This window comes from Nocardia sp. NBC_00403 (assembly GCF_036046055.1).
Taxonomy (GTDB): Bacteria; Actinomycetota; Actinomycetes; order Mycobacteriales; family Mycobacteriaceae; genus Nocardia.
This window is the reverse complement of sequence record NZ_CP107939.1, coordinates 2,502,416-2,518,587: the sequence shown is the minus strand read 5'-3', so window position 1 is coordinate 2,518,587 and position 16,172 is coordinate 2,502,416. Positions and strand designations below refer to the sequence as shown.

Below are 16,172 nucleotides of genomic sequence, written 5' to 3'. Positions count from 1 at the left end.
CTAACGCATCACGCCGGTATGCCCGGTGGAGTAGCGGCCGGGTTGTGGCCAGACGGTCAACCCGTGTGCCCCTCGGCCAACCGGTATGCGAGCCAACAGGTTCCAATTGACGATATCTACGGCGTAGACCTCGCCGTGATGGCGGCCAGAGACCCAGAAGACCCGGCCGTCAGCGGAGATATTGCCCATGTCGGGGCTGCCGCCTCCTGGGATGTACCACTTGTTGACCAGCTTGTTCGCCGCAAAATCCCACACCGAGATGCTGCCCTCGTGACGGTTGGTGATGAGCATCTGCTGGGAGTCGCGGGTGACGTAGAGGCCGTGCGCGCCCTTGCCGGTGGGGATGAAGCCGGTGTTCTCGAAGCGGAGGGCGTCGACGGTGTAGACACCGTTGGCGGCCATATCGGCGATGAAGAAGGTACGTCCGTCCGGCGAGAGCTTGACGTCCTGCGGCATACCGGAGCGCCCGCCGGGCAGGTCGATGGTCTTGACCTCGGTGCGCGTCGCAACGTCGAAAACCAGCATGCGCCCCGCGAATTCGCAACTGGCCAGCGCGAACCGGCCGTCGGCTGTGAAGTCCATGTGATCGATGCCGGCGCACGTGGGCACCGCCATCGAGTGCAGCTTCTGCCAGGTGTACGGATCGTAGAAATCCAGCGACTTGTCCGCTTCCGCGACGACGAGCGCGAACTGGCCGTCCGGCGTGTAATACATGTTGTAGGGGTCGCGCACCGGAAACGCCGAACCAGGCCGGCCGGTCTTCGGATCGATGGCGAGCAGGCTGCCGGCGCCGATCGGCAGATCGTTGGTGACATACAGCGTCTGCATGTCGTAGGACGGCACCACATGCTGCGGTTCCGAGCCGCCCGACCGGAAGGTGTCGATCACCTGGAAGCTGGCCTGGTCGATCACCGAGACTGTGTTGGATTGACTATTGGGCACGTACACCAGCGCCCGATGGTCGGCCACCGCCGGGCTGAGCTCGCGGTTCGCGGCGTACACATCGGTCGGTGACAGCGGCGGCGGCATACCCGGTAGCAGGTTCTGTAGATCCGGAGCCACCGCACTCGTAGTCGGCGCGGCAACAACCGAGCTCGGTGCTTGCGACACGCCTGCCGAACCCGCGCCACTGGAGGCGCACCCCGCCACGGCCGCTACTACGGCTAGGCATGCGATGAATTGATAGGGGGCCGCGGCCGGACGTCGGTCCGGTCGAGCGGATGGTGCGCAGCTGCGGAACATGCGCTGCCGGTTCACGCGCTGCACCATGCCAGGGGGTGGTGAAGACGAGATGACATGGGTGCGAAGCCTAGGTGGTGGGGCGCGGATTCCGCGGTAATCCGCGCCGAATCCACCGAAGCAGATTCTGCCACCCGGACATTCGCGACAGAACTCTTCCGAGGCTGGTCAGAGCCCCGGTCCGCGGTGTCCGCCGCCGCACCGGACAAAGGCGCGTAGCCCAGGTCCGGGGCGGCGCGGATTCCGCAGCAATCCGCGCCGGATCCACTGAAGCAGGTTCGGCCGTCCGGACATCGGCGGCTGGACTAACCGAGGCCCGTCGAACCTCGAGCCACAGCGTCGACCGCCTGGCCGAACGCAATCCGCGCGACGGTCAGTCGAAGCCGGTCCTGCCATCCGGACATCAATGGCGAACTACCCGAGGCCGGTGAGAACCCGATCCAGGGCGTCGACCGCCGCATCCAATTCGGCAGCGCTGACGGTGAGCGGCGGCCGGAAGCGGATGCCCCGTTCACCGGTGCCGAGTATCAGCACATGCTCGTCCGCCCACAGCTCGGCCAGCACTTGGTCGCGCAGCTGCGCCGAAGCGACTGTGACCGCGCACATCAGGCCACGTCCACGGGGTTCGGTGATGCTCGGGTGCACCGCGGCGAGCCCTTCCAGTCGCCGCAACAGATGCGTGCCGAGCTCTCGAGACCCCTCTATCAATTGGTCCTGCTCGAGCACCTCGAGAATCCGCCTGGTGCGCACCATGTCGGTAAGGTTCCCGCCCCAGGTGGAATTGATCCGGGAGCTGACGGCGAACACATTGTCGGGCACCTCGTCGATACGCCCACCCGCCATCACGCCGCACACCTGGGTCTTCTTCCCGAACGCGACCACGTCCGGCTCGAGCCCGAGTTGCTGGTAGGCCCAGGTGGTTCCGGTCATGCCGACCCCGGTCTGCACCTCGTCGAGCACGAACAGCGCGTCGTTCTCGTGACACAGTCGCTGTACGGCCTGCAGGAACTGCGGCCGCAGGTGCCGGTCACCGCCCTCGCCTTGGATCGGCTCGGCGATGAAACATGCTATGTCGTGCGGGTTTTCGTCGAAGGCGCGCCGCGCCTGGGCCAACGCGTTCGCCTCGGCAACGTCGATGTCGAGGTCGTCGCACAGATACGGTGCCTCGATGCGGGGCCAGTCGAACTTCGGGAAGCGCGCGACCTTCACCGGATCGGTGTTGGTCAGCGACATGGTGTAGCCGGTGCGGCCGTGGAATGCTCCGGTCAGGTGCAGCACCTTGGTGCCGAGTTCCGGTGCGCGGCCATGGGATTCGTTGTGCCTGCTCTTCCAGTCGAAGGCCGCCTTCAGCGCATTTTCCACGGCGAGTCCGCCACCGTCGATGAAGAACAGATGCGGTAGCCGTGGATCACCGAGCACCCGCGCGAATGTCTCTACGAACCGGGCCATTTCGACTGTGTAGATGTCGGAGTTGCTCGGTTTGTTGAGGGCGGCTGCGGCGAGTTCGGCGCGGAAGACTTCGTCCTCGGCCAGCGCGGGATGGTTCATCCCTAGCGCGTTCGAGGCGAAGAAGCCGAACATGTCGAGGTAGGAGCTGCCGTCTCGTTCGTCGACGATCCGGCAGCCACGCGAATTTCGGAGGTCGAGCACCAAGTCGAATCCGTCGGCCAGCAGGTGCGCCGACAAGATCTCGTGTACCCGGGTCGCGGGGGTGACCGGTGCTATGTCACCGTCCGTGCGGGTGCGGTCCAGTTCGAGGGTCACACCGGTCAGGGTACGGAAATATTTACGGAATCTCTACATCTCTTCGTACTAATTACGGCCAATTGTTATCTGTCATAGAATGTCTGCAAGATGATGGTGCTTCGGGTCCTGACGTTGGCGGTCGCTCTGATCTCCTGCAGCAGCTGCTCGAGGTGCCGTGGCGAGGCCACACGCACCAACAACACGTAGCTCTCGTCACCGGCCACCGAATGGCATGCCTCGATACCGGGGATATGTTGCAGAACGGCAGGCGCGTCATCCGGTTGCGAGGGGTCGAGAGGAGTGATCGCGACGAATGCCGACAGCAGTTGACCGAGTGCCTCGGGGTCGACATGAGCCGTGTAACCCCGGATCACCCCACGCGCCTCCAACCTGCGTACCCGCGATTGCACCGCGGAGACCGATAGGCTCGCCTTCTCTGCCAGGTTCGATAACGTGGCCCGACCGTCGGCCATCAGTTCCCGAATCAGCAGGCGATCGATGTCATCGAGTGCGGGTCTTGCCGGTGTATCCGCCATCAGCGAAGGCTAACTCAGCAAGCGCGACTCGTGGCGGAAACCTCTACTCGTTCACTTCCCGTAACAGCACAGCCATTGTGCGAATGCCCAAAGCGACAGCGGAGCAATCGATGACACATACGCTCGACGATCACCTCACCATGGACCTGGCAGCCCGTGCGGCGGCGCTGTTGCGCGAGCTCGGCGCCGAGTCGCCGGCAGCGGGCGCATTGCCTGCCCGCACACCGATTACCGGCGGTCAGCTCCTGACGCTGGCCGTTGACTCCCTCGACGACGTCGACGCCGCGATCGACCGTGCCGCCCTGGCATTCCGCGGGTGGCGTACCGTCCCCGCACCCGTGCGGGCCGCGGTGGTACGGCGGCTGGCCGAACTGCTCACTGTGCACAAGTCCCAACTCGGCGAGTTGGTCACGCTGGAGGCCGGGAAGATCGGCCCGGAGGCACTTGGCGAAGTCCAGGAAATGATCGACATCTGCGAGTTCGCGATCGGACTTTCGCGACAGCTGTACGGCAAGACCATGCCCTCGGAGCGGCCGGGGCATCGGCTGCTGGAGACCTGGCATCCGCTGGGTGTGGTCGGGGTGATCTCCGCGTTCAACTTCCCGGTCGCGGTGTGGGCGTGGAATACCGCCGTCGCCTTGGTCTGCGGTGACACGGTGGTGTGGAAGCCGTCGGAGACGACGCCGTTGACGGCGCTGGCCTGTCATACCCTGCTGCGCCGCGCTGCGGCCGATGTCGGCGTGGATCCCGAAGTGCACCAACTGATCCAGGGTGGCGCCGAGGTCGGTTCACGGCTGGTCGACGACGAGCGCGTCGCGCTGGTGAGCGCCACCGGTTCGGTGCGGATGGGGCGCATCGTCGCACCGCGGGTGGCCGCGCGCTTCGGTCGGTGTCTGCTGGAGTTGGGCGGCAACAACGGCGCGATCGTCACGCCGTCGGCGGATCTGGAACTGGCGGCGCGCGGCATCGTGTTCGCCGCAGCGGGCACGGCAGGCCAACGCTGCACGACGCTGCGACGGCTGATCGTGCACGCCGATGTCGTCGGACCACTGCTCGAACGCGTGGCGGGTGCGTATCAGCAACTGCGCGTGGGCAATCCGCTCGAGGACGGGGTGCTGGTCGGCCCGCTGATCGACGGGCGGGCCTACCAGGGGATGCGTGCCGCGCTGGATCGGGCACTCGCCGACGGCGGCGAGCTGGTGTGCGGCGGGGAACGGGTGGACGGTTTCGGCGACGACGCGTTCTATGTGCGTCCGGCGATCGTGCGGATGCCCGCACAGACCGCGGTCGTGCGCGAGGAGACCTTCGCCCCGATCCTCTACGTGCTGACCTATCACGACTTCGACGCCGCGATCACGTTGCACAACGCAGTGCCGCAAGGACTTTCGTCCGCCGTTTTCACCGCCGACCAACGCGAGGCCGAGCGCTTCCTCGCCGCCGACGGCTCCGACTGCGGCATCGCCAACGTCAATATCGGCACCTCTGGCGCCGAGATCGGCGGCGCCTTCGGCGGTGAGAAGCAGACCGGCGGCGGCCGCGAATCCGGTTCGGACTCGTGGAAGGCCTACATGCGCCGCGCAACCAACACCATCAATTACTCCGACCAACTCCCCCTCGCACAAGGCATCCAGTTCGGCTGACAGACCTCTGACCTCGCGATTAGGTCGGACAGCCACCCCATGCGTAGTCTTATGGCTACCCGACGCGGGGTGGAGCAGCTCGGTAGCTCGCTGGGCTCATAACCCAGAGGTCGCAGGTTCAAATCCTGTCCCCGCTACAAGCGGCCCAGGCCAGAGAGATTTTCGATCTCTCTGGCCTGGGCCATTTTTCGGCATCCTGGATGTTTTGGTTCGGGAACACGGCGTTCTGGATGACTTCGGCCAGCTTCGAATCGTCGGGGTTGTCCTGGTTGCTTTCTCGCACCGGCCCGACTCCGGTCACGCGGATGACGTGCCCGGTCATCAGGATGATTCCTGTTGCAGAATCCGATCCGGTTGGTCACCGCGATCAAGACGGGCGTTTGTCTGCGGGCTCGAGTTCCGCGCGTGCCGCGCTCACCAAGGCCGCGACAGCCGCAGGCAACGCATGCCGAGGGTCCGGGGCGAAGCGTGGCGAGTGGTTGACGGGCATCCGCGACGGCAGACTCCCCTCAGTAAGTAGCAATTCTTGGTCTTCCGAGGTGAACCGGCTGGGATCGGCGCCGCCGATATGCCAGAACACCGACGGACAGCCCGCCGCCGCGCCGAGCAGGCCGAAGTCTTCGCTCCCGGTGATCGGCTCGGGCAATGGAAATACTGTCAGTCCGCCTGCGGTGAGCTCCGTCATGACGCGCTCGGTGGCGCCGGGGGTGTTAACGGTCAATGGGAAACTGTCGAAGACCTCCACTACCGGCTCACGTTGTGCGCCGGCGGCTGTGGCTTCCGCTGTGACAATTCGGTCGATCGCTTCCAGCATGTCCCGACGTGAGCCAGGGGTAAACGTCCGCAAGCTCAGTAGTAGTTCCGCACTGTCGGCGATGATGTTGGCGCGTTGTCCGGCATGCAGCGCCGCAGCAGTGAGGACTGGAGCTGCCGACCGTGAGGTCTGCCGGGCAGTCAACGCCTGCAGCCGCAGCACCAGAGAGGCCGCCATCGCGAGTGAATCGACGGCCAGGTGTGGAGTCGAGGCATGCCCGCCCACACCGGTCAGCGACACCCGCACCGAATCGGCGGCAGCCATCAATGGACCACCTCGGGTCAAAATCAGCCCGGCAGGCAACGGGCTCACATGCTGCCCGAGGCAGATCCAGGGCCGCGGAACCCTTTCCAGCAAACCGTCGTCGAGCATCGCCGTGGCTCCGGAGCCGGTTTCCTCGGCGGGTTGAAAGATCGCAACGACTGTGCCGGGTAACGCGTCCGAGGCTCCCAACTCGGCACAGGCGGCCAGCAGTGCGGCGACATGGAAGTCGTGGCCACATGCGTGCATGACCCCGGGCACGGTTGAGGCGTATTGGAGATCGGTGTCCTCTTGGACCGGTAACGCATCCATATCGGCCCGCAGCCAGACCACCGGTCCAGGGACTCCTCGAAGAACACCAACCACTCCCGTGCCGCCCACACCGGCCGTCACCTCCCAGCCGGGCAGTGACCGCAGCTCCTTGGCCACCAGGTCCGCAGTAGCGTCTTCGACCCCCGATAACTCGGGGTGCGCGTGCAGGTGCCGGTAGACCTGCTGCCAGTGTTCGTCCACGACAACTGTTCGTGTCATGTCGGTCTAATCCTGCGATTCGACGGGGATTGATCTACTTGGGCTGGACGCAGAACTGCGGATCGAGCGGTCGGCAATGCTCCGCATCGTGGCAACAATGTCTGAAGGGTGCGTGAGTTGCGGGTAATGCCCGCTGTCGGTGACGGTCACGACGGTGGCCTCGCTGGAATCACCGATCAGCGGATCAAGAGATCCGGCAATGATGTGGACAGGGAACGGTGCGGTTCCGTCGATTAGTGCCTGGAGAGCAGCGCGTTCCGGGCGTTGGTTCGCAGCCCGGAGCCAGTCGGCTACTCGGCGGGCGACGCCAGGTCGTTGCAGTTGCTTTTGCGCGCTTTCGATGGCCCGACGAATGTGTTCTGAGGAAAGGGCACCGCTGTCGCCGAGCAGAGTGCTCGCCAAACGGTCGGCCGACATCCTCCTGAGGAGTGGTGCGGCGAGCACTGGTGTACGGAGCAACCAGTTGGGCCGCGCTTGGAGGAAGTACGGGGAGATAACGAGCACGGCCGTGATGCGTTCGGGATGGGCGGCGGCATAGCGCAGTGCCGGCGCGGCGGCCGCTGAGTGGGCGACAAGAATGGGGCGGGTTCGTACCGGCTTCAGCAGGTCGCTGACCCACTCCAGCGGTGTCGCCGCTGTAGCGGTCGAACGGCCGAGTCCGGGCAGATCGGCGACGAGAACGCGCTCGTTGTCCAATTCGCGGATCACTCCCTGCCATGAATCACTGTCAAGGGGAATTCCATGCAGGAGAACGAAATCGGGCGAATTTCTGTCTCCGGCGACAAAAGTCCGAGATCCGCCGACTTCATGGAAGCCGCCGGGAAAATCCGTCGGCGTCGCCCCGAAGCCATCCGATACCAACCGGTCGGCCCAGCGGCGCAGGACAGTCTCGACTCGGGGCTGCTGGAGCCCTGCGGCTCGGGCGACCTTATCGGTCGAGGTCGTGTCGTAACGGTCCTCGGAGAGGAATGACAGTGTTTCGGGGTTTGCACCGGTCAATGCGGTTGGCAGGCGGCGGATCAGCCCGACTGGCACTTGCATTTTGGGTGCACGCAAGCCCAGATGGCCGGCCAGCAGCCGCACCATATCGGGCAGGTTGGGCGTGTTCGCATCGAGCACCCAGTGCAGACCGCCAGGCTCCGGATCGTAATCGGGAATCGCGGCCATGAACTTTGCGAAATGATCGACGGCGACCACGGGCACGAAGGTACGGGCGGTTCCAGGAAGCGCTGGGAGTTTCCCCATCCACAGATCGCGGACCACTTCAGCCAAACCAAGGTACTGACCGACCTCGCCGGTCTCTGAATGACCGATCACGCTGCTGGGATTCACCACAGTCAGTGGGACACCCGATTGCGCCGCGATCACCCGCATGGCGGCATCCGCTTCGGTCTTGGAACCTTCATAGGCTCCTTTGCCCTGGTAGAGCTTCGCTAATTCTTCTTCGGGAAGCGGATACCGCGGTTCAGGGTCGGATCCGACTCGATAGCCGGACACATGGATCAGTCGACGGAGGGCACGACGGGTCGCGGACCAGTACAACACGTTGAGAGCACCCGCGACATTTACAGCACTTGCCTCCTCACGTTGCAGCCCGAACCGATATATACCGGCAACGTTGAAAACATCCCGGATACCAGCCAGTCGATCGTCATCCGCCTGACTCAGTCCCAGGTCTGTGCCTTTCGTGAAATCGCCGGACACAACCGTGAGTCGGTCGGCGACCACGCCACGATCGCCTAGCCACACGCGCAATTCGTCCTCCCGGCTTCCTATCGGCTCGCTCTCGGTATTCGTGCGTCTCTGAGCCGGATTGCGAATAACGGCAGCGACCGCACGGCCCTGATCCAGGAGATGTAGCACTGTCCACTTGCCGATAAGGCCCGTCGCGCCGAATACCACCGCGTCTGGAGCGCTATTCAAGGTCTCTTCCATCTCATTCCTATCTAGACCGATCTACATATTATGTTGAAATTGAAGACGTCGCCAATCCCGTGCGATCGTCAGTCTTTGGTGAGTAGCCTGGCGATGCGCCGTCCGACCCGCTCAACGGGGATCCGACTGCGGCTGGCACGCGCTAGCACCAGCGCACCTTCGATTAGGGCGAGCGCTGTCGTCGCGAGTTCATCCGCTTCGGCCGGGTCGTGGCCGTCGGCGCGCAGGGCATCTGCCAGCGTTGTTTGCCAGCCTGCGTAGATGCCGCCGCAGATCGGTTGCAGGGCGTCGTTGGTGGCAGCTACCTCCAGCGCCACGGTGGCCACTGGGCAGCCTTTGCTGTAATCGGCGGCGACCATCCTGTCTGCCAGTGTTTCCAGCATCGCTCGCACGAGATCGCCGAGGGTGGGCGCCTGTAGCGCCAACTCCTTGACCATGCGATCGACATCCCTGCCCGCCACGGCGAGGGCTTCGCCGACCAGCTCGTCCTTACCGCCGGGAAAGTGGTGGTAGAGCGAGCCTCTGGGAGCCTCGGCCAGCTCGAGCACCTGCTTCAGTCCGGTGCCGTGGTATCCATTCGCCTCGACCATCAATCGAGTCGCTTCAACCATCCGCGCTCGCGTCGTATCTCCCTTTGTGGCCATACAACACGCTAGACCGGTCTGCATAATTATGTCAACCACTCATGATGTGGCCGAGGGATAGAGCAGCAGTCGGCAGTCGGCGGCGCCCTGTTGGTGTTGTTGCTGGAGCAGCACCGTGGTCGGCATCGGCTGCAAGGTGTCCGCTCAGGCGTCATTGGTATCGACTTATTGGTGAAACCGATTGACTTGTCGGTGAATTGCGGTGGCCGTTCGATCGGCTGGGGATGCTCACGGATTGGTTGCGGTGAGAATTTCGCGCGCAGCGCGCTGCCCGGATTCGACCGCGCCGTCGATGTATCCGGCCCAGCGGGTCGCCGTTTCGGTGCCGGCCCAGTGCAGCGAGCCCGTCGGGCGGCGCAACTCCGGTCCGAAGCGCGTCAAAGTCGATGGGGTCGCGAAGGCGCCGTAACAGCCGCGGCTGTAGGTTTCGGTGGCCCAGTCTTGCTCGATGTAGTGGACCGGCCTGCGCGCCTTGGGGCCGAAATATGCTGCGAGGTCGTCGAGAACCGCGTCGCGGCGTTCTTTCGGCGCCAGGCGAGCCGCGGCTTGGGCATGGGTGGCTTCGAGGAATCCGACCAGGACTGCGGGGTCGGCGCCGGGCGGACCGGCATCGAAGACGGTGCCGAGCGCGCGCCGGTCGCTGTTGGCCTGCCCGGACAGACCCTGTGCGCGCCAGAACGGCTCGTCGTAGACCGCGTTGACCTTGATCGTCCAGCCCATCGGCAGACGTTGGAGCAGTTGGGCGCGCTCGGCGGGCAGGTCCGGCGTGAATCGGATTCGGCTCACCAGCGGAGGCGGGACCGCGATGATCGCGTGCCGTGCCCGCCACTGCCGCCGCCCGGCCCGCACCCGAACCTCGTCGTCGCTCCAGTCGATCTCGGTCACCGCGGCGCCGAGGACGACCCGGTCGCCCAACTCCTCGGCCATGACGATCGACAGTCGCTGTGTGCCGCCGACGACCCTGTCCTGCTGCGCACCGCCGGTCGTGTTGATCAATGAGTCGACGCCGCCGCCCGAATGGATGTAGAACTGCGCCCACAGAGCCGACATTTCGTCCGGTTCGGCGCACCAGATCGCCTGGGTGACCAGCCGGAAGAACGCGCGTCCGGTGGCGGTGTGCGAGTGCTTGCGCAGCCACGTGCCGAAGGTCTGACCGTCGAGTTCCCGGGCATGGGGCGCCGTCCACGGTGCCTGCAGGGGTACGCGTCGAGCCGAGCGATCGAGTCGCAGCTGCGTGAGGCCGATATCGGCGAGCACGAGCGGGTTCAGCCGGGGCATTCGGCCCCGGAAGCGGCTGACGCGACCGCCGAAGTCGCCGATGTTCGCGCCCTGATCGTGCGTCGGGTACGTCGCGAACCCGAGTTCGGTCAGCAATGCCAGCACCCGGTCCTGGCCGGGGCCGACCCACATGCCGCCGACTTCCACGTACATGTCACTGCCCGGTACCTCGACGTTGCGGGTTCGTCCACCTACTCGCTCCCGGGCCTCCAACACCACGACATCGCGTCCGGCCGCCGTGAGCGCGCGGGCTGCTGTCAGTCCGGCCGCCCCGGCCCCCACCACGATCACATCTTTGAGATCCGACATTCGCATACACCTTACATTTCAGATACACGATGTATGTGAGGGTAGTCTTGTCGCCGTGACTGTCAAGGGACGACGTGCGGAATACGCCGAAGCCACCCGATCGGCCCTGCTGGAGGCGGGCCGCGGGCTATTCATCGAACGGCGGTACTCGGAACTGTCCGCCGACGAGATCGCTCGGGCCGCCCGCCTGACGCGCGGAGCCGTGTACCACCACTTCAGCGGTAAGCAAGGATTGTTCGAGGCCGTGTTCGAGCAGGTCGAACAGGAGCTGACCGAACGTTTGACGAGTGCGCTCGGTGAACCGGGCAACCCCTGGGACACCGCGGTCCGCGCCTTGAACGTGTTCCTCGACGAATGCACCGACGTGGCCTATCAGCGCATCGTGCTGCAGGAAGGGCCGTTCGCCCTGGGCTGGGACCGATGGCGCGAACTCGACGAGCGGTACATGGTCGGCCTGATCCGCAACCTGGTCGACGAGCTGATCCGAGCCGGTGTCTTCCGACCTCGATCGCCCGAGCTCACAGTCCGCGCCATCTACGGGCTGCTCACCGAACTGGCCTGGAGCCTCGCCGACACCACAGACGATCAACTGCGACGCGAAGCGGGCCAGATCGCGCTCGGCATGATCAGCTCGCTACGCCGCGAAGCCGAATGACGATGAACCCAGCTAACCGCACTCACCCGACGATGGACTTCATCCAGCCGATCACGGCCGCGTGGTAGTCGGCAGTGTTGCGTGCGAGATTGACCGAATGGCCACTACCCGGCAGCACAAAGGTCCGTAGCCGCGCTGCGGGACCAAAGTACGGCGCTTCCGCGGCCAACAGTGTCGCGGTATCGACGCACACCGAGTAACCAGGACCGCACGACAAACGGTCCATGCTGCCGTTGACAAGCAGGACCGGCGCGGTGATGAAGCTGGACATGCCGGGGAGAGTAGAGGTCAAGCCGTCGGGATACTCCGTGAGCGAGAAGGCTTCCTTGGTCTTTTCATCGACGGCGAGCACCTCGGGGTCGACATTGCCCGGCCCGAAGAAATCGCGTTCGCGGGCGCCCGGTCGGGTGACCAGATAGCCCGAATCGTGTCCACGGCCCGCGAATTCAGGATCTGCCGCAGCCTGATGGTAGGTGCTGATCACGCCGAGGACTTCGGGAATGTTCAGCGCGTGCGAGTACCCGGTGAGCAGTACACCGTCGACATCGTGATAGGCGGTGGCCTCCATGACCGAGGTACCGGAGCTCAGCGAATGACCGCCGATGACGACCTTGCCGAAGGGCTGCGCGCTCGAAAGTCCACGACGTAGGCCCTGGACCAAGCCGTGCAGGGCTTCCGCGGTGGCGGTGGCGGTCAGTGACCCACTCGGCGGCCTACTGCTCGCTCCGTTTCCGAGCCGATCGGCAACCAGTGTCGCGTAACCAGCCGCATTCATGGCGCGCCGGAAACTGTAATTCTCTGGCGCGTAGGGAAAGTCCCAGTACGTGTGGTTGTAGTTGGACCCCGCCATCAACACCATGACGGTGTCCGTAGGTCCGTCCGATGGCAAGCACAACGTGGCGGCCACCGTGCCCTGCGCTGCCGGAAACGAGATTTCCCGACAGTGGTCCGACGGCGCAGGTTGATCGGCACGAGCAACACCGGATGTGAGACACATCAGTGTCGCCGCCGCTGCTGTGGCCAGTGCCCGGACTGAGATTCGCACGCGACGCGCTCCCTTATGGCGGTGCGCAAGGACCGCCGACCGACATCCTTGCTCGGCTATCAATCAGGCACGGTATAGCGCGCTGCGGGCGACACGCAAGGGCAGCCGCGACATCATGGAAGTTGGTGATGTCGCATCGAACACCGTTGTCACCGCATCCGAAATCCGCTACGCGTCCGGTTCGAATCCGGTTGGCAGACAAGCCCTCAGCGTGCGCTCTACGATGCACGACATGAGCGTGCGGACCGCGCATTTCGTTGGCAGTTTTCCGGCCGAGAGCACAGACGCCGCAATGCGGGCGATGCTCGACGGCGCGGGTGCTCGATTGCTGACACTGCCGACGGGTGAGACTCGTCGTTACGAGTGGTACATCCAGCCCATCATCGAGGAGCTCGTGTCACAGGGCGCGCTGGAAGTGAAGAAGATCGGAACCTGGCGCTCGAGTCGAGACCGGACCATCCATCGTGCTGCGCGCGGCGCCGAACTGACCGGCGACATGATGCGCCTCGGGTATCTGGAAGAGGCGACAGAGGCACTTCCGATATTCGAACGGCTACGGGCGGCCCGCGGCCTGCCCGAGCTCGCACTTCAGGTCGGGATGCCCACCGATTTCACACTGACGTTCATAGCGATGGGCGCCTCCGGTATCCGGTCGCACCGGCAAGCGTTCAGCGACGCAACCTTGCGGGACATCGCCGCCGTCCACGACCTAGCGGGAGACGACGTCGTCGTGCAATTGGAAGCCACTGCCGAAATGGTGCTCATGGCACAGGCACAGCCGCTCCAGCAGCCGATCAACGCGGCGTTGGGATTAGGTAAGGGCATCGCGGCACTGGCCGCGAAGGCCCCGGCGGGAACTCGATTCGGCGTGCACATGTGCCTCGGCAGCATGCGCAACAAGGCACGCATCACGATGCGTGATGCCCGACCATTCGTGTATCTGGCGAATTCCATTGTCCGACATTGGCCTTCGGGGCGCCCGCTGGAGTACATTCACGGCCCACTCGCGGCGGGAGACATACCGCCGTCTACGAAACCCGAATTCTATGCACCGCTCGCGGGCTTGTCTCTTGGCGCGGGCACCAGGTTCTTCGCTGGTTTCGTGCACGAAAGCCCCGCCCTCGCAGCACAAATCGAAACACTGCGCATGATCGAGAAGGCATTGGGCCGTCCGGTCGACGGCGTTGCCACCGCGTGCGGCCTCGGCCGCCGTCCACGCCCGATAGCCGATGCGCTGGTGGCACGCTCCGACACGCTTGCCGCCACAGATTAGTGGGATGGTCGTGCGCTGTCGCTGCAAGCCTCAGCGTTTTCGACCGACGCCACCCAAGATCACCACCCGGGTGCTCGGGAGGTCGTCGCCGAGCCATTCCTGGACCGGCGCCAGACCAGGTCCGACCCCATCGAAACCATCGAGGAAGGTGGCCACGGTGGCCGGCGAGCGATAGCGGACCTGAGCGGAACTACCGACTGTGTCACTCGACGACCGCTCGATGAAGTCCGCGTGCGTGTTGTCCGATGCATGCGTGAAAGTCAGGTAACTGCCCGGCGCCAGCACGTCCCGCAGCACCCTGATGATCTCGGCCGGATGTTCGTCATCCATCACGAAGTGGAGCACGCCAACGATGAGAATCGCGACCGGCTTGTCGAAATCGATCAGGGCCTCGGTCCGCAACCGCTCGATGATGTCGTTCGGACGGCGAATGTCACCCAGCATCGGGAATACGCCCGGCACACCGGCCAACAGCGCGTTGCCGTGCGCGTACACAACCGGGTCGTAGTCGATCGACACCACTTGTGCCGATGCATCGACCTGCTGGGCTACCTCGTGCACATTGGGTGAAATCGGGATGCCTGCGCCGATATCGATGAATTGTCGAACACCGGCCTCGGCAGCCGACTGGACGGAGTGCAGCAGAAACTGACGGCAGAACCAGGCCAGCGTCCTGGTGTCCGGCGCGACAGCGAGCATGCGATGGGCGACCATCTGGTCGACCTCGTAGTTGTCCTTGCCGCCCAGCAGGTAGTTGTACACCCGGGCCGCATTCGGCTTGGTGGGGTCGGCACCCGACGGCACTCGCTCAGCCTCCGGCACAACACCTCCCTCGATATCTCGACGAGCGCTACCGCGGACCCGGAATGCTCGGTGAGCCGACACTACCTTCGCCACGTCACGAGGTGCGCCGCATCCACCGAATACCGGAAGCAATCCCGAAACCGCAAGCAGTGGTGAACATTCGAGCAATTTCCACCCAGAACAAGGGGCCGTCTCAGCGGCCTGCGGGTCCTCTCCGCGTGCACGGCAACGGGCGGACCCTCAGCACCGGGCGGGCAGACCATTCCGCGACTGTGACGCACACATACTCACTCGTCTTCGGCCACTCCGAGAATCTGTTTGCCCACCACCCCCGCGAGGACCTCGGTCGAGTAGGCCATCAGCTGGCCTGCTTCGGCATCCCGCAGATGGCGTTGGATCGGAGACTGTTTGAGGTAACCGGAAGCGCCACCGATACGGACGCCCAGTTGCGCGACGTCCACCGCCACCTTGTTGGCGAGATATTTGGCGCGGGCCAAGTTCGGGAAGAAGGCAGGGACGCCGTTGTCGGCCTCCCAGAGGGCACGGTCGTAGAGCGCGTGTGCGGCGGCGAGCCGGATCTCGACGTCGGCCACGTCGAACTGCACCCACTGCTGGTGCGACAGTGGCCTGCCCATGATCACTCGCGACCGCGCGTGCGCGATCAACGCGTCCAGCGCGGCGTCGGCGATGCCGAGGGAGATCGCGGGCAGTCCCGCCGGGATGACCGCGAAATCGCCGGGACCCGGTGCGCGGCCACGATATTCGGCGCGCAGCACGGTGTTGTCGAAGGAGAGCAGTTGGCTGCGGGTCGCGCGCAGACCCAAGGTGTCCCAGATCGGGATGACCGACACCGTGGCGTCGGGGATCACGCCGAAGAAGGTCGGCACATCGTCGACACGCGCATTGACCAGCAGATAATCGGCGATCTCGCCGGCCGAGACGAAGCGCTTGGCGCCGGTGATCGACCAGCCACCGTCGACAGGGACGGCCTCCTGTTGCGGATTGAGGAAACGGTTTCCACTCGCCGGCTCCGACAACGCGTTCGCGAACCGCTTGCCGGCGAGGAATTCGTCGGCAAAGAACGAGCCCAATGAATCCCGGGTGAACTCGGCGAGCGCAACACCCGCTCCGGCGTGCATCACCCAGATCGTCGCCGTGGAAGGATCGGCCTTGGCGAGTATGCGCACCAACTGCCCGAAAGCCAGGTAGCTCAGGCCGAGACCCCCCACCTGCTCGGGCAACACCGCCCGATCGACGTCGGCGTCGTGGAGTGCGTCCAGATGCTCGACCGCGATCACGGCGCGCTCGTCGTAGTCCGCGGCGGCGGCATCGAAATCGACGGCCAGCTCGACGATCCGGTCGAGGATCTTGCGCTCGACATCGCGCAGCGGGCCTGGGAATTGCGCAGTGGTCACGAAACACTCTCCGGTAGTACGGGTTCCGCGATCGCGCGGCGATTCGT

14 protein-coding genes and 1 tRNA gene are annotated in these 16,172 nt (G+C 64.8%); 4 read left to right on the top strand and 11 right to left on the bottom strand.

The window, feature by feature from the left end:
• From OHQ90_RS10985 to OHQ90_RS10975, 3 genes are all read right to left on the bottom strand, one after another.
• On the bottom strand, positions 1–1,110 hold the full coding sequence (locus OHQ90_RS10985; RefSeq protein ID WP_328409691.1) for a YVTN family beta-propeller repeat protein: 1,110 nt from the start codon (positions 1,108–1,110) through the stop codon (positions 1–3).
• Between the two features lie 543 nt (positions 1,111–1,653).
• Entirely contained in the window at positions 1,654–3,003 is a 1,350-nt protein-coding gene (lat, locus tag OHQ90_RS10980) for an L-lysine 6-transaminase (RefSeq protein WP_328409689.1), read from the bottom strand.
• 65 nt (positions 3,004–3,068) lie between these two features.
• Positions 3,069–3,521, bottom strand: coding sequence for an Lrp/AsnC family transcriptional regulator (locus tag OHQ90_RS10975; RefSeq protein WP_040732134.1), 453 nt, complete (start codon positions 3,519–3,521; stop codon positions 3,069–3,071).
• Between the two features lie 110 nt (positions 3,522–3,631).
• Between OHQ90_RS10975 and amaB the strand changes: the two genes are divergently transcribed.
• Together amaB and OHQ90_RS10965 are read left to right on the top strand one after the other, a co-directional pair.
• The gene (amaB, locus tag OHQ90_RS10970) at positions 3,632–5,161 is read left to right on the top strand and encodes an L-piperidine-6-carboxylate dehydrogenase (protein WP_442941370.1); all 1,530 of its coding nucleotides are present in this window, start codon (positions 3,632–3,634) and stop codon (positions 5,159–5,161) included.
• A 63-nt stretch (positions 5,162–5,224) separates the two neighbouring features.
• Positions 5,225–5,298: transfer RNA gene (locus OHQ90_RS10965), tRNA-Met, on the top strand.
• Here OHQ90_RS10965 and OHQ90_RS10960 read toward each other — a convergent pair.
• The 5 genes from OHQ90_RS10960 to OHQ90_RS10940 all read right to left on the bottom strand — a co-directional run bounded on the left by OHQ90_RS10960 (position 5,280) and on the right by OHQ90_RS10940 (position 10,933).
• Positions 5,280–5,483, bottom strand: coding sequence for a hypothetical protein (locus OHQ90_RS10960; RefSeq protein ID WP_328409684.1), 204 nt, complete (start codon positions 5,481–5,483; stop codon positions 5,280–5,282). The two genes, OHQ90_RS10965 and OHQ90_RS10960, sit on opposite strands and share 19 nt — an antisense overlap.
• 45 nt (positions 5,484–5,528) lie before the next feature.
• Entirely contained in the window at positions 5,529–6,767 is a 1,239-nt protein-coding gene (locus tag OHQ90_RS10955; RefSeq protein WP_328409682.1) for an amidohydrolase, read from the bottom strand.
• Positions 6,768–6,773: 6 nt separating this feature from the next.
• The gene (locus OHQ90_RS10950; RefSeq protein WP_328409680.1) at positions 6,774–8,702 is read right to left on the bottom strand and encodes an alpha/beta fold hydrolase; all 1,929 of its coding nucleotides are present in this window, start codon (positions 8,700–8,702) and stop codon (positions 6,774–6,776) included.
• 68 nt (positions 8,703–8,770) lie between these two features.
• Positions 8,771–9,292, bottom strand: a complete 522-nt coding sequence (locus OHQ90_RS10945; protein ID WP_328409678.1) for a TetR/AcrR family transcriptional regulator — start codon at positions 9,290–9,292, stop codon at positions 8,771–8,773.
• A 282-nt stretch (positions 9,293–9,574) separates the two neighbouring features.
• Complete coding sequence (locus OHQ90_RS10940) at positions 9,575–10,933, bottom strand: flavin monoamine oxidase family protein (protein WP_328409676.1); 1,359 nt, start codon at positions 10,931–10,933, stop codon at positions 9,575–9,577.
• Between the two features lie 55 nt (positions 10,934–10,988).
• Here OHQ90_RS10940 and OHQ90_RS10935 point away from each other — a divergent pair, with 55 nt between their 5' ends.
• Complete coding sequence (locus OHQ90_RS10935; protein WP_328409674.1) at positions 10,989–11,588, top strand: TetR/AcrR family transcriptional regulator; 600 nt, start codon at positions 10,989–10,991, stop codon at positions 11,586–11,588.
• Positions 11,589–11,610: 22 nt separating this feature from the next.
• Here OHQ90_RS10935 and OHQ90_RS10930 read toward each other — a convergent pair whose 3' ends face one another.
• A complete protein-coding gene (locus OHQ90_RS10930; RefSeq protein ID WP_328409673.1) occupies positions 11,611–12,447 on the bottom strand; it encodes an alpha/beta hydrolase in 837 nt (278 codons plus the stop codon).
• A gap of 418 nt (positions 12,448–12,865) precedes the next feature.
• Between OHQ90_RS10930 and OHQ90_RS10925 the strand changes: the two genes are divergently transcribed.
• A complete protein-coding gene (locus tag OHQ90_RS10925; protein WP_328409671.1) occupies positions 12,866–13,906 on the top strand; it encodes a hypothetical protein in 1,041 nt (346 codons plus the stop codon).
• A gap of 30 nt (positions 13,907–13,936) precedes the next feature.
• On the opposite strand, the gene OHQ90_RS10920 is transcribed toward OHQ90_RS10925, so the two are convergent.
• Positions 13,937–14,728, bottom strand: a complete 792-nt coding sequence (locus OHQ90_RS10920; protein ID WP_328409669.1) for an SAM-dependent methyltransferase — start codon at positions 14,726–14,728, stop codon at positions 13,937–13,939.
• A 269-nt stretch (positions 14,729–14,997) separates the two neighbouring features.
• A complete protein-coding gene (locus OHQ90_RS10915; RefSeq protein WP_328409667.1) occupies positions 14,998–16,125 on the bottom strand; it encodes an acyl-CoA dehydrogenase family protein in 1,128 nt (375 codons plus the stop codon).
• Positions 16,126–16,172: the final 47 nt, after the last annotated feature.

What these genes read in the sequence shown, in the direction of transcription:
- OHQ90_RS10975 (WP_040732134.1), bottom strand. Translation starts at nt 3,521, where the DNA reads ATGGCGGATACACCGGCAAGACCCGCACTCGATGACATCGATCGCCTG.
- amaB (WP_442941370.1), top strand. Translation starts at nt 3,632, where the DNA reads ATGACACATACGCTCGACGATCACCTCACCATGGACCTGGCAGCCCGT.
- OHQ90_RS10960 (WP_328409684.1), bottom strand. Translation starts at nt 5,483, where the DNA reads ATGACCGGGCACGTCATCCGCGTGACCGGAGTCGGGCCGGTGCGAGAA.
- OHQ90_RS10955 (WP_328409682.1), bottom strand. Translation starts at nt 6,767, where the DNA reads ATGACACGAACAGTTGTCGTGGACGAACACTGGCAGCAGGTCTACCGG.
- OHQ90_RS10950 (WP_328409680.1), bottom strand. Translation starts at nt 8,702, where the DNA reads ATGGAAGAGACCTTGAATAGCGCTCCAGACGCGGTGGTATTCGGCGCG.
- OHQ90_RS10945 (WP_328409678.1), bottom strand. Translation starts at nt 9,292, where the DNA reads ATGGTCGAGGCGAATGGATACCACGGCACCGGACTGAAGCAGGTGCTC.
- OHQ90_RS10940 (WP_328409676.1), bottom strand. Translation starts at nt 10,933, where the DNA reads ATGTCGGATCTCAAAGATGTGATCGTGGTGGGGGCCGGGGCGGCCGGA.
- OHQ90_RS10930 (WP_328409673.1), bottom strand. Translation starts at nt 12,447, where the DNA reads ATGGTGTTGATGGCGGGGTCCAACTACAACCACACGTACTGGGACTTT.
- OHQ90_RS10925 (WP_328409671.1), top strand. Translation starts at nt 12,866, where the DNA reads ATGAGCGTGCGGACCGCGCATTTCGTTGGCAGTTTTCCGGCCGAGAGC.